11 protein-coding genes and 1 riboswitch are annotated in these 12031 nt (G+C 61.3%); of the genes, 4 read left to right on the top strand and 7 right to left on the bottom strand.

Annotated features, from left to right (window positions below):
• The first annotated feature begins 10 nt into the window (after positions 1-10).
• A complete protein-coding gene (locus tag F6S08_RS30085; RefSeq protein ID WP_065947838.1) occupies positions 11-361 on the top strand; it encodes a RidA family protein in 351 nt (116 codons plus the stop codon).
• Positions 362-386: 25 nt separating this feature from the next.
• Positions 387-1289, top strand: coding sequence for a transporter substrate-binding domain-containing protein (locus F6S08_RS30080; protein WP_315872706.1), 903 nt, complete (start codon positions 387-389; stop codon positions 1287-1289).
• Between the two features lie 44 nt (positions 1290-1333).
• Here the strand turns inward: F6S08_RS30080 and F6S08_RS30075 are convergent, their stop codons facing one another.
• Entirely contained in the window at positions 1334-2053 is a 720-nt protein-coding gene (locus F6S08_RS30075; protein WP_315872705.1) for a 16S rRNA (uracil(1498)-N(3))-methyltransferase, read from the bottom strand.
• Positions 2054-2090: 37 nt separating this feature from the next.
• Positions 2091-3497, bottom strand: a complete 1407-nt coding sequence (locus F6S08_RS30070; RefSeq protein ID WP_315872704.1) for an adenosylmethionine--8-amino-7-oxononanoate transaminase — start codon at positions 3495-3497, stop codon at positions 2091-2093.
• A gap of 272 nt (positions 3498-3769) precedes the next feature.
• Between F6S08_RS30070 and F6S08_RS30065 the strand changes: the two genes are divergently transcribed.
• Entirely contained in the window at positions 3770-4321 is a 552-nt protein-coding gene (locus tag F6S08_RS30065; RefSeq protein WP_065923822.1) for a cytochrome b, read from the top strand.
• Positions 4322-4353: 32 nt separating this feature from the next.
• A complete protein-coding gene (locus tag F6S08_RS30060) occupies positions 4354-4932 on the top strand; it encodes a YceI family protein (protein WP_027606057.1) in 579 nt (192 codons plus the stop codon).
• A gap of 289 nt (positions 4933-5221) precedes the next feature.
• Here F6S08_RS30060 and F6S08_RS30055 read toward each other — a convergent pair whose 3' ends face one another.
• The 5 genes from F6S08_RS30055 to ahcY form a co-directional block, all read right to left on the bottom strand.
• On the bottom strand, positions 5222-7114 hold the full coding sequence (locus tag F6S08_RS30055; protein ID WP_137212369.1) for a DEAD/DEAH box helicase: 1893 nt from the start codon (positions 7112-7114) through the stop codon (positions 5222-5224).
• A gap of 221 nt (positions 7115-7335) precedes the next feature.
• Positions 7336-8127 (bottom strand): substrate-binding periplasmic protein, encoded by a 792-nt coding sequence (locus F6S08_RS30050; protein WP_315872703.1) that lies wholly within the window; start codon positions 8125-8127, stop codon positions 7336-7338.
• Between the two features lie 63 nt (positions 8128-8190).
• Positions 8191-9273 carry a hypothetical protein gene (locus tag F6S08_RS30045; protein ID WP_065925502.1) on the bottom strand — a complete coding sequence of 361 codons (1083 nt, stop codon included), beginning with the start codon at positions 9271-9273 and terminating at the stop codon, positions 8191-8193.
• A gap of 84 nt (positions 9274-9357) precedes the next feature.
• Positions 9358-10203, bottom strand: a complete 846-nt coding sequence (gene metF / locus F6S08_RS30040) for a methylenetetrahydrofolate reductase [NAD(P)H] (protein WP_315872702.1) — start codon at positions 10201-10203, stop codon at positions 9358-9360.
• Positions 10204-10375: 172 nt separating this feature from the next.
• Positions 10376-11785, bottom strand: a complete 1410-nt coding sequence (gene ahcY / locus F6S08_RS30035; protein WP_053128057.1) for an adenosylhomocysteinase — start codon at positions 11783-11785, stop codon at positions 10376-10378.
• Positions 11786-11806: 21 nt separating this feature from the next.
• Positions 11807-11913: riboswitch (S-adenosyl-L-homocysteine riboswitch) on the bottom strand.
• Positions 11914-12031: the final 118 nt, after the last annotated feature.

Below are 12031 nucleotides of genomic sequence, written 5' to 3'. Positions count from 1 at the left end.
GGATTGACCCATGACCATCAACCGAATCAGCAGCAACGACCGACTGTCCGGCGCCGTCACGTTCAAGGATCTGGTATTCCTTTCGGGCCAGGTGCCCGGCGAAGGCCTGGATGTGGCGACGCAGACCCGCGAAGTGCTGGCCAGGATCGATGCGCTGCTGGCCCAGGCCGGCAGTGACAAGGATCATTTGCTCAATGCGACCATTTACTTGAAAGACATCGGCAGCGGTTTCGCGCCGATGAATGATGTATGGGCCGCCTGGCTATCGCCCGGGATGGCGCCGACGCGCACCACCCTGCAGGCGGAGCTGGCGAGGCCGAGCGTGCTGGTGGAAATCAGCGTGATTGCGGTACGAAAATAACGTCAAAGACCAACGGAGAATAACAATGAAAAAAATCCTGTTGACCGGCTGCACCCTGGGCCTTTTGCTGGGAGTACACGCCCATGCCAACCAGGCGCCGCTGGACGGTACGCTGGGCAAGATCGCCAGTACCAAGTCCATCACCCTGGGTTATCGCGATGCGTCGGTGCCGTTTTCCTACGTGGGGGATCACAGCGGCAAGCCGATGGGCTATTCGGTGGACCTGGCCAGTAAGATCGTCGAGCGTATCCAGCAGAAAACCGGGGTGGCCGACCTTAAGGTGAAGTACAACCTGGTGACCTCTCAAACGCGGATTCCGCTGGTGCAGAACGGCACCGTCGACCTGGAATGCGGCTCCACTGGAGTCACGGCCGAGCGGCAGAAGCAGGTGGCATTTTCCTACGGGTTTATTTACGTGAAAGGCCAGTTGCTGACGGCTAAGGACAGCGGTATCAAGGGCTTCGCCGACCTGGGGGGCAAGAACGTGGTGACTACCGCCGGCACCACCAACGAGCGTTTTCTAAAGAGCTACAACGCCGAGCACAAGAGCACTATGTTCGTGATCAGCGCCAAGGACCACGGCGAGGCGTTCAAGATGCTCGAGACGGGCCGCGCGGCTGCGTTCTATATGGACGATGCATTGCTCTACGGCGAACGTGCCAAGGCCAAGGACCCACACAACTGGGTGGTGGTGGGCGAGGAGCAGTCGCGGGAGATCTACAGCTGCATGGTGCGCAAGGATGATCCGCAGTTTCTCGCGGTGGTCAACGAGACCCTCGGCGACCTGTACCGTTCGGGGGAGATCAACGGGATTTACCAGCGCTGGTTTGAACAGCCGATTCCGCCCAAGGGCTTGAACCTGGAATTCCCGATGACCAGTGAGTTGAAGGCGATCATTGCCAAGCCGATCAGCGATCCGGTGGAGTAAGAAGGGGTAACCCCATCCAAATGTGGGAGGGTTTGCAAAGTGGGTTAGAAGTCACCCCACAGCTGCTGGGCTACCGCCAATGCCACCACCGGCGCAGTCTCGGTGCGCAACACACGCGGGCCGAGGCGGGCGGCGTGGAAGCCGGCGCCTTGGGCCACTTCGACTTCCCCATCCGTCAATCCACCCTCGGGCCCGATCAGGAACGCCAGGCTCGCAGGTTTGGCATGGTTGACCAGCGGCTCGGCCACCGGGTGCAGCACCAGTTTCAGGTCCGCCTCGACCTGCTTCAACCAGTCCGCCAGCAGCAACGGCGGGTGAATCACCGGTACCGTCGAACGCCCGCACTGCTCGCACGCGCTGATCGCCACCTGGCGCCAGTGCAGCAGGCGTTTGTCGGCGCGTTCGTCCTTCAGGCGCACTTCGCAGCGGTCGCTGAAGATCGGCGTGATGGCGTTGACGCCCAGCTCGGTGGCTTTCTGGATCGCCCAGTCCATGCGTTCGCCCCGGGACAGGCCCTGGCCGAGGTGGATGTGCAGCGGCGATTCGGCCTGGCCGGCGAAGCTTTCGGTCAGTTGCACAGTGACGCGTTTTTTCCCGACTTCCAGCAGGCTGCCCAGGAACTCCTGGCCGGAGCCGTCGAACAATTGCACGGCGTCACCTTCGCCCATGCGCAGCACGCGGCTGATGTAGTGCGCCTGGGCTTCGGGCAGTTCGTGATCGCCGAGGCTCAGCGGGGTGTCGGTGAAAAAGCGGGACAGTCTCATTTTGGTTCTCTGGAAAAAGGTGTAGGTGTGCCGGCAATCAACCCGGATCGCGGAAACCAGGGTGGAAATCCTTCGGCACCGCCACGCTGACTTTGCTGTTGGTGGCGATGTCGATGCCTTCGCTGGCGACTTCGGCGAGGAAGTCGATCTGCTCCGGTGTAATCACATAGGGCGGCAGGAAATACACCACGCTGCCCAACGGCCGCAACAACGCGCCGCGTTCCAGGGCGTGTTCGAACACCTTGAGACCACGGCGCTCCTGCCACGGGTAAGCGGTCTTGGTGGCCTTGTCCTGGACCATCTCGATGGCCAGCACCATGCCGGTCTGGCGTACTTCCGAGACATGCGGATGGTCGACCAGGTGCGCCGTTGCGGTGGCCATGCGCTGGGCCAGGGCCTTGTTGTTTTCGATGACGTTGTCTTCTTCGAAAATATCCAGGGTCGCCAGGGCCGCCGCGCACGCCAGCGGGTTGCCGGTGTAGCTGTGGGAGTGCAGGAAGGCGCGCAGGGTCGGGTAGTCGTCGTAGAACGCGTCATAGACGTCATCGGTGGTGACCACGGCGGCCAACGGCAGGTAGCCGCCCGTCAGGGCCTTGGACAAGCACAGGAAGTCCGGGCGGATGCCGGCCTGTTCACAGGCGAACAGGGTCCCGGTGCGGCCGAAGCCCACGGCGATTTCATCGTGGATCAGGTGCACGCCATAGCGGTCGCAGGCCTCGCGCAGCAGCTTGAGGTACACCGGGTGGTACATGCGCATGCCGCCGGCGCCCTGGATCAGCGGTTCGACGATCACGGCGGCGACGCTGTCGTGGTGCTCGGCCAGGGTCTGTTCCATGGCCAGGAACATCGTGCGCGAGTGTTCTTCCCAGCTCATGCCCTCGGGGCGCAGGTAGCAATCCGGGCTCGGCACCTTGAGGGTGTCCAGCAGCAGCGCCTTGTAGGTCTCGGTAAACAGCGGCACGTCGCCCACCGACATCGCGGCGATGGTTTCGCCGTGGTAGCTGTTGGTCAGTGTGACAAAGCGTTTTTTGTTTGGCAGGCCACGGTTGAGCCAATAGTGAAAGCTCATCTTCAGCGCGACTTCAATGCACGACGAACCGTTATCGGCATAGAAGCAGCGGGTCAGGCCCTCGGGGGTCATCTTGACCAGGCGCTCGGACAGCTCGATCACCGGCTGGTGGCTGAAACCGGCGAGGATCACGTGTTCCAGCTGGTCGACCTGGTCCTTGATGCGCTGGTTGATGCGCGGGTTGGCGTGGCCGAACACGTTGACCCACCAGGAGCTGACGGCGTCGAGGTAGCGCTTGCCTTCGAAGTCTTCCAGCCAGACGCCTTCACCGCGTTTGATCGGGATCAGCGGCAGTTGCTGGTGGTCTTTCATCTGGGTGCAGGGATGCCACAGCACCGCGAGGTCGCGTTGCATCCACTGGTTGTTCAAGCCCATCGGTGATCTCCTCGAAGCGGTCCTGCGAGCGGCGCAGGTGAAACAATCGCGCAAGCCTATGCAATGGTGGCCCCGGTCACAAGCCATTGTGGGGAATTCGGAGTAAACGTAGGACGGACTGTCACGTTTCTTAGGAATAGTCCTTAATCCTTGGTTAACTTATTGTGCATACGCTCTAGATCGTATTTCTCGATATTTCAAAGCAAAATTTTCCGCTTTAATTCGATAGGTAAATCGCTAGTCTTGGGCGCAGCTCTTACGGGATTAAGTACATGCAGCTACGTAACTCACCGGCCCGTTATGGCTGGGTCAGTATGGTTTTGCACTGGGGCGTGGCCCTGGTGGTGTTCGGCCTGTTCGCCCTGGGCTTGTGGATGGTGGGCCTGGACTACTACAGCGCCTGGCGCAAGGAAGCACCGGACCTGCACAAGAGCATCGGCATCACGCTGTTCGCCATCATGCTGGTGCGTATTGTCTGGCGCCTGATCAGCCCACCGCCTCCGCCGCTGGCCAGTTACAGTCGCTTGACCCGTATCGGTGCCGCGTTCGGCCACGCGTTCCTTTATCTCGGGCTGTTTGCCGTGATGATCGCCGGTTACCTGATTTCCACCGCAGACGGTGTCGGTATCCCGGTGTTTGGCCTGTTTGAAATTCCTGCCGTGGTTTCCGGTCTACCGGACCAGGCAGACACCGCTGGCGTGGTGCACCTGTACCTCGCCTGGGTGTTGGTAGTCTTCGCCGGCTTGCACGGCGTGGCTGCGTTGAAACACCACTTTATCGATCGTGATGCGACCCTCTCGCGAATGCTGGGGCGCAAAGCCTGATGTTCAACCTCGACTCACAAGGAATAGAAAGCATGTTGAAAAAGACCCTCGCCGCTCTGGCAATCGGTACAGCGCTGCTGTCTGCAGGTCAGGTGATGGCTGCCGACTACAAGATCGACAAGGAAGGCCAGCACGCCTTCATCGACTGGAAAATCAGCCACCTGGGCTACAGCTACATCCACGGTACCTTCAAGGACTGGGATGGTACGTTCAGCTGGGATGCCGCCAAGCCTGAAGCCAGCAAAATCGCGGTCGACGTGAAAACCGCCAGCCTGTGGTCCAACCACGCCGAACGTGACAAGCACATCGCCAGCAAGGACTTCCTGGATGTCGGCAAGTTCGCCGATGCCAAGTTTGTCTCCACTGCGGTTAAATCCACCGGCGAGAAAACCGCTGATGTGACCGGCGACCTGACCTTCCACGGCGTGACCAAGCCTGTGACCTTCAAGGCCACGTTCAACGGTGAAGGCAAGGATCCATGGGGCGGCGAACGTGCCGGCTTCAACGCCAAGACCACGCTGAACCTGAACGACTTCGGCATCAAGGGCCCAGGCCCGACTTCCCAGACTGTCGACCTGGACATCTCGCTGGAAGGCGTCAAGCAGAAGTAATTTCTGTCCGCACACAAAAAACCGGATCTCAGCATCCGGTTTTTTTGTGCCTGCGTTTATTTCCTGTAGTGAGCGAGCTTGCTCGCGCTGGGGCGCGAAGCGGCCCTAATCAGATACACCATGATTCTTCTGGCAGAACACGGTGACAGGTGTTGGGACTGCTCCGCAGCCCAGCGCGAGCAAGCTCGCTCACCACAGCAAGCTCGCTCATATCAGGGAACGTGTGGGGAGGAGATAAAAAACGCCCCGCATCTTTCGATGCGGGGCATTTTTCATGGCGCTTTGAAACTCAGCGGTTGCGGGTCAGCAATGCCGGTTTTTCACCACGAGGACGGCCTGGCAGTTGATCCAACTGCTCGGGTGTCGGGAAGCGGTCGGCTTTCGACTCCTTGTGGATGATCTTCGGCGCCGGGCCACCGCGCGGGTTCTGCACGGCGGGCTCGGACAAACGTGGCTGGTCGTCACGGGCCGGGCGGCGGTTGTTGCTGCGCGAATCTTCGCGACGCGCCTGGCCGTCACGCGGTGCACCGTTACGCGGGCCGCTGCGCTTGGCCGGCGGGGTGCCGGTCGTGCCGCCGCTGCTGTTGCGCGGGCCGTTCTGACGTCCGCCCTGGGGCTGGCCACCACGTGGAGCACCAGTGCCGGCAGCTGCGCCCGGCGCCGGAGCACCTGGACGACGGCCACGGCCTTGGGCCGGTTTGGCCTGGGGCACGTAGTCAACGCGGTTACCGAAGTTATCCACGTCGTCGTCGAGGAATTCGTCCGGGGCGCGGTCGGCTGCGGCACGTGGGGGCTGGCTCGGCTGGCGCTGTTCGCGGGCCGGGGTGCCTTCACGGGGCTTCTGCTCACGGGCCGGGCGTTCGCCACGGCCGTTGGTTGGCGCTTTTTCCTTGCCGCCCTTGTCCTTGCCCTTGTCGCGACGACCACCGCCACCACCGCCGCCGTTCGGGCCATCGCCCTTCGGACCGCGTGGGTTGCGTGGGTTACGCACGTCCGGACGTTCGCGCACTTCAGGCTTTTCGGCCTCAACGGCGCTGGCATCGAAGCCCATCAGGTCGCCATCGGCGATTTTCTGCTTGGTCATGCGTTCGATGCTTTTCAGCAGTTTCTCTTCGTCCGGGGCAACCAGGGAAATGGCTTCACCCGAACGCCCGGCACGGCCGGTACGGCCGATACGGTGCACGTAGTCCTCGTCGACGTTTGGCAGCTCGAAGTTGACCACGTGTGGCAACTGGTCGATGTCCAGGCCGCGGGCGGCGATATCGGTGGCGACCAGGATGCGCACTTCACCGGCCTTGAAGTCGGCCAGGGCCTTGGTGCGGGCGTTCTGGCTCTTGTTGCCGTGGATGGCGACGGCGGTGAGGCCGTGCTTGTCCAGGTACTCGGCCAGGCGGTTGGCGCCGTGTTTGGTGCGGGTGAACACCAGCACCTGTTCCCAGGCGCCGGCGGTGATCAGGTGCGCCAGCAATGAACGCTTGTGGCTGGCGGCCAGGCGGAATACGCGTTGCTCGATACGCTCGACCGTGGTGTTCGGCGGCGTGACTTCGATGCGTTCCGGGTTGTGCAGCAGCTTGCCGGCCAGGGCGGTGATGTCGTTGGAGAACGTTGCCGAGAACAGCAGGTTCTGACGTTTGGCCGGCAGGCGGGCGAGGACCTTCTTCACGTCATGGACAAAGCCCATGTCGAGCATGCGGTCGGCTTCGTCCAGCACGAGGATTTCCACGTGGGACAAATCAACGCTGCCTTGGCCGCACAGGTCGAGCAAACGACCGGGGCACGCCACCAGCACGTCAACACCACGGGACATGGCCTGAACCTGTGGGTTCATGCCGACGCCGCCGAAGATGCAGGCGCTGACGAACTTCAGGTCGCGGGCATACAGCTTGAAGCTGTCGTGCACCTGGGCGGCGAGTTCGCGGGTAGGGGTCAGGACCAGTACGCGCGGTTGGCGCGGGCCGTGACGCTGGGATTTGTCCGGATGACCGTTGGGGAACAACCGCTCCAGAATCGGGAGGGCGAAGCCGCCGGTTTTACCCGTACCTGTCTGAGCCGCAACCATCAGGTCGCGACCTTGCAACACGGCGGGAATAGCCCGCTGTTGCACCGGAGTAGGCTCGGTATAGCCCGCTGCCTCGATGGCGCGGACTAAAGCCTCGGAGAGACCGAGGGAAGCAAAGGACATGAGTAATCCTGTTTTAGTTAGGGCTTGGCCCAGAGGGATAATCTTGCCGGGCGCGAATGGCGCTTAGGGGAGCGCAATCCCGTCCGGTCCTGCTGCGTCTGGCGGGCACTCCACCGGCTCGCGCGGGCTGAAAGCTGCGCAGTAGCGGGGTTGGGTGCCTTTTTCAGGACCTCAGCGGCCGGGCGTAAGCCTGGCGGAAAGGCCGGAGTATAACAGAGCAATCACTGTGCGCCGCTTTCCTGCTGCTCAACGGTGTGTCCGGACGCTGTTTTGGCTTGGGTTCCACCATATTTGGCGCTTAAGACGGCGTAGGCCGGCTCCTGTTTGAAACGCTTGAGTTCGGCGGCAAAGCGTTGCACCAGCAGGTCCATCCCCGCGCCACGGCGTACGGCGAGGTACTGCTGCTGGCGGCTGACCACGACGGGGGCCTGGCTGACCTTGCTTTCCAGGCCCAGGGCCTTGATCACATGCTGGCCGACCCGGCGGTCGGTGATCAGCAGGTCGATGCGTCCCAACAGCAATTTACCGAAGTTGGCCTCGTGGCTGGGGGCCGGCTCGCGGCTGAACCGGGTGGAGTCGCTGAATGGCGCGCCGTACAGATAGCCTGGCGACGTGCCGACAGTGAGGCCGTCCAGCTCGTCGAGGCCTTGGACCGGGTGAGGGCGTGCGTTGGCGTAGAACATCACGAATTCCACTTCCGACAACGGTTCGCTGGGGTACAGCAGCAGTGCGTCGCGTTCGTGGCTGTGGAAAATATCCAGTGCGCCATCGGCATGGCCCTGATCGAGCATGGCCAGGCAGCGCTTCCAGGGCAGGAACTGCCATTGAACATCGACCCCCAGGCGCTGGAACACGATCACCGTGGTTTCGTAGTCCAGCCCGCGCATGGCGCCGTGTTCCTCATACACGTAAGGCGCCCAGGGCTCGGTGACAATGCGCAATTTCTCGCCATAAGCGGCCAGGCTCAAGCAAGTAAAAAGCGCAACGGTCAACAGCTTCAGAATGACGGGCATGCCCCGAGGTTACGACGCCCGTGCGCTAAAGAGAAGCGCTGGCACACCCATCTGCGGGCGACGCTATTTTGTCGGTGAGGTCATCAGGTGTTCATAGATGGCTGCACGTCGCTCGCCCAGAATCAGGCGCACCACTGGGTTGGCGAACCAATGTTCGAGCTGGTGCGCATCGACCGGGCTTTTTTGCCGCTCTTCCTGATTCTGCAGGGCCTTTTCCCACCAAATCGGGCCACAGGCCTGGTCGAATTCATTTTCGTGCTCGTAGCAGCCGTAGAGGATTTCGCGGATGAACTGCTGCTTGCGTTTGGGCAAGGCCAGGGTGATCAGCTTGTACATCAAGCGTTGCAGTCGTGGCGGGCGGGGCAGGTGGGCAGACACATTGCGGGTGTCGGCCAGGGCTTTGGCGCAGATAGGGTCTGCGGCGTGCTTGGTGACCCACGCCTTGACCTTGGCCCGGAACAACTGCTTGCGGCTCCAGTAGTGGTGGATCAGGTCGGGGCACTGGCGCACATTGAGCGTACGGTAAGCGGCCACCGACAGGCAGAACTCTTCCAGGGTGTAGGCACCGTGGGCCATCGGGAACAGCTCGTCCATCAACTCGATCGAGCGATCAAGGATGTGCGCATCTTGCCGGGTCAGGCCCATGACGCCGGAGTTGAGCAGCCACATGTCGTCGTCGGCCAGGCCTTTGTCTGCAAGGTGCCTGGCCAGGGCTTCATACAGCACGCTTTCGCGGTTGTCGCCGTACTTGGCGTGGAAGGCATTGCACAGCACGGTGTCGGGCGCGACACGTTCGAACAGCGCCATGGGCGAGTCGTGAAAAAAGGTGTCGGTGTCGATCAACAGCGCCCGTTCCGCTGTTTCCAGCACCTGGCGCAACAGCACGTGCTTGGTGCGGAAATGGTAGCCGTGGGGCTCGCTCCAGCGTTTGCGCGTGGCGTCGTCCAGGGTGTGAACCTGTACCGGCAAGCCGCGATAAGGGGCCGGATTGTCGCTGAACACCTGGATGTCCAATGGCATGTCCTGGGGGCCGCCCAGGTGGGCCAGGGCACTGGCGATGCTGAATACGGCTTCCTGATGATAGGTCTCGGCGCCGAATACCAGGTACACCAGTTGCGGGCGGGGAGTCGGGGACGCTGTATTCATGTACTGCAGGCTTCCTTTCCAGGGGGTATGTAGACGAAAAAAGCCCCCGTGATAACGAGGGCTGGGTACAGCGATTAAACCGGCCTAGCGTGGCAGTTTAAGGTTGTTCCAGATCGCGAGGCTTGGTTCAGCCTGGTTCAGGGTATAGAAGTGCAGGCCTGGCGCGCCACCTTGCAACAATTCTTCACACATATTGCTGATCACCTGTTCGCCGAACGCCTGGATGCTCTTGACGTCGTCGCCATAGGCTTCCAGTTGCTTGCGCACCCAACGTGGGATCTCGGCACCGCAGGCGTCGGAGAAGCGCGCCAGCTTGCTGTAGTTGGTGATCGGCATGATGCCCGGCACGATCGGGATGTTCACACCCATGGCGCGTACACGCTCGACGAAGTAGAAATAGCTGTCGGCGTTGAAGAAGTATTGGGTGATCGCGCTGTTGGCGCCGGCATTGGCCTTGCGCACGAAATTCTGCACATCGTCTTCGAAATTGCGTGCCTGGGGGTGCATCTCCGGGTAAGCCGCCACTTCGATATGGAAGTGGTCGCCGCTTTCTTCACGGATAAAGCTCACCAGGTCATTGGCGTAGCGCAGCTCACCACTGGCCATGCCCATGCCGGACGGCAAGTCGCCACGCAGGGCAACGATGCGCTTGATGCCGGCGGCTTTGTATTGGGTCAGCAGGCCGCGCAGGTCGGCCTTGCTGTCGCCCACGCAGGACAAATGCGGAGCGGCGGGAATTTTGACTTCGCTTTCAAGCTGCAACACGGTGTTGATCGTACGATCACGCGTCGAACCGCCGGCGCCGTAGGTGCAGGAGAAGAAGTCGGGGTTGTAGCTGGCCAACTGCTTGGCAGTCGCCATCAGTTTTTCATGCCCAGCATCGGTCTTGGTGGGGAAGAACTCGAAGCTGTAGCGACGGTCTTGGGACATGGTCATACCCTTTGAAACTCAGAAGCCGACTGTGCAACCCATCTGCACTGTAGGAGCGAGCTTGCTCGCGAAGAACGTCAACGATAACGCGTAGAAACAGGATGTACGCGGTGTCCTTGAGTTTTTCGCGAGCAAGCTCGCTCCCACAGGTAGAGCAGGTTGGGCTGATTACTTAGTAGCGGTAAGCGTGCGGCTTGAACGGACCTTCGACGGTCACGCCGATGTAGTCGGCCTGGGTCTTGGTCAGCTGAGTTACCACGCCACCGAAGCCGCGGACCATTTCCAGGGCCACTTCTTCGTCGAGTTTCTTCGGCAGTACTTCCACGGTCAGGCGCTCGGCTTTCTGGGCTGGCGACAGGTCGGCGTATTTCTGGCCGAACAGGAAGATCTGGGCCAGTACCTGGTTGGCGAACGAGCCGTCCATGATGCGGCTTGGGTGGCCGGTGGCGTTGCCCAGGTTAACCAGGCGGCCTTCGGCCAGCAGGATCAGGTAGTCGTCGTTCTGTGGGTCGAAAGCGCCAGCGCCGGTACGGTGAACCTTGTGTACCTGCGGCTTCACTTCTTCCCACGCCCAGTTCTTGCGCATGAAAGCGGTGTCGATCTCGTTGTCGAAGTGACCGATGTTGCACACCACGGCGCGCTTCTTCAGGGCCTTGAGCATGTTGGCATCGCAGACGTTGACGTTACCGGTGGTGGTCACGATCAGGTCGATCTTGCCCAGCAGGGCCTTGTCGATGCTTGCTTCGGTGCCGTCATTGACGCCATCGATGAACGGCGAAACCACTTCGAAACCGTCCATGCAGGCTTGCATGGCGCAGATCGGGTCGACTTCGGAGACTTTGACGATCATGCCTTCCTGGCGCAGGGACTGGGACGAACCCTTGCCCACGTCGCCGTAGCCGATCACCAGGGCTTGCTTGCCCGACAGCAGGTGGTCGGTGCCGCGCTTGATGGCATCGTTCAGGCTGTGACGGCAGCCGTACTTGTTGTCGTTCTTGCTCTTGGTCACCGAGTCGTTGACGTTGATGGCCGGGATTTTCAGCTCGCCCTTGGCCAGCATGTCCAGCAGGCGGTGCACGCCGGTGGTGGTTTCTTCGGTCACGCCGTGGACGCGGTCGAGGATCTGTGGGTACTTCTTGTGCAGCAGCTCGGTCAGGTCGCCGCCGTCGTCGAGGATCATGTTGGCATCCCAAGGCGCGCCATCTTTAAGGATGGTTTGCTCCAGGCACCACTCGTACTCTTCTTCGGTCTCGCCTTTCCAGGCGAATACCGGGATACCGGCAGCGGCGATGGCGGCAGCGGCCTGGTCTTGCGTCGAGAAGATGTTGCAGGACGACCAACGCACTTCGGCACCCAGGGCAACCAGGGTTTCGATCAGCACGGCAGTCTGGATGGTCATGTGGATGCAGCCGAGGATCTTCGCGCCTTTGAGCGGTTGCTCGGCGGCGTACTTGCGACGCAGGCCCATCAAGGCTGGCATTTCGGATTCGGCGATAAAGGTTTCGCGACGGCCCCAGGCGGCGAGGGACATGTCGGCGACTTTGTAGTCGTTGAAATCTGCAGGCGTAATTACAGCGCTCATGAAGAGCCTCCATTCGTAGTGTGCGAATGGGCGCCGTTGTGCGTTTAGTATCAGGCCAGGGCAACCAGGCCGGACAACGCCCCATCCGAGCCTGACAGGTTGAACCTGCTGCAGCGCCCCTCGGACAGGTGGCGGGAGAAACGGTATCAACTGAAGATGACCGTTTTGAAGCGGGGCGATTATAGCCGTGTACGCGGCACTTCCCAAGCCTTTCTGTCGGCCATATGAAGATCGCACATGGGGTTG

The organism is Pseudomonas sp. JV449 (assembly GCF_032424295.1).
Classification (GTDB): Bacteria; Pseudomonadota; Gammaproteobacteria; order Pseudomonadales; family Pseudomonadaceae; genus Aquipseudomonas; species Aquipseudomonas marginalis.
Note: the sequence above shows the minus strand (reverse complement) of the source record. Positions and strands in the feature narration are given on the sequence as shown.

What these genes read in the sequence shown, in the direction of transcription:
- F6S08_RS30065 (WP_065923822.1), top strand. Translation starts at nt 3,770, where the DNA reads ATGCAGCTACGTAACTCACCGGCCCGTTATGGCTGGGTCAGTATGGTT.
- F6S08_RS30050 (WP_315872703.1), bottom strand. Translation starts at nt 8,127, where the DNA reads ATGCCCGTCATTCTGAAGCTGTTGACCGTTGCGCTTTTTACTTGCTTG.
- F6S08_RS30060 (WP_027606057.1), top strand. Translation starts at nt 4,354, where the DNA reads ATGTTGAAAAAGACCCTCGCCGCTCTGGCAATCGGTACAGCGCTGCTG.
- metF (WP_315872702.1), bottom strand. Translation starts at nt 10,203, where the DNA reads ATGTCCCAAGACCGTCGCTACAGCTTCGAGTTCTTCCCCACCAAGACC.
- F6S08_RS30070 (WP_315872704.1), bottom strand. Translation starts at nt 3,497, where the DNA reads ATGGGCTTGAACAACCAGTGGATGCAACGCGACCTCGCGGTGCTGTGG.
- ahcY (WP_053128057.1), bottom strand. Translation starts at nt 11,785, where the DNA reads ATGAGCGCTGTAATTACGCCTGCAGATTTCAACGACTACAAAGTCGCC.
- F6S08_RS30045 (WP_065925502.1), bottom strand. Translation starts at nt 9,273, where the DNA reads ATGAATACAGCGTCCCCGACTCCCCGCCCGCAACTGGTGTACCTGGTA.
- F6S08_RS30075 (WP_315872705.1), bottom strand. Translation starts at nt 2,053, where the DNA reads ATGAGACTGTCCCGCTTTTTCACCGACACCCCGCTGAGCCTCGGCGAT.
- F6S08_RS30055 (WP_137212369.1), bottom strand. Translation starts at nt 7,114, where the DNA reads ATGTCCTTTGCTTCCCTCGGTCTCTCCGAGGCTTTAGTCCGCGCCATC.
- F6S08_RS30085 (WP_065947838.1), top strand. Translation starts at nt 11, where the DNA reads ATGACCATCAACCGAATCAGCAGCAACGACCGACTGTCCGGCGCCGTC.
- F6S08_RS30080 (WP_315872706.1), top strand. Translation starts at nt 387, where the DNA reads ATGAAAAAAATCCTGTTGACCGGCTGCACCCTGGGCCTTTTGCTGGGA.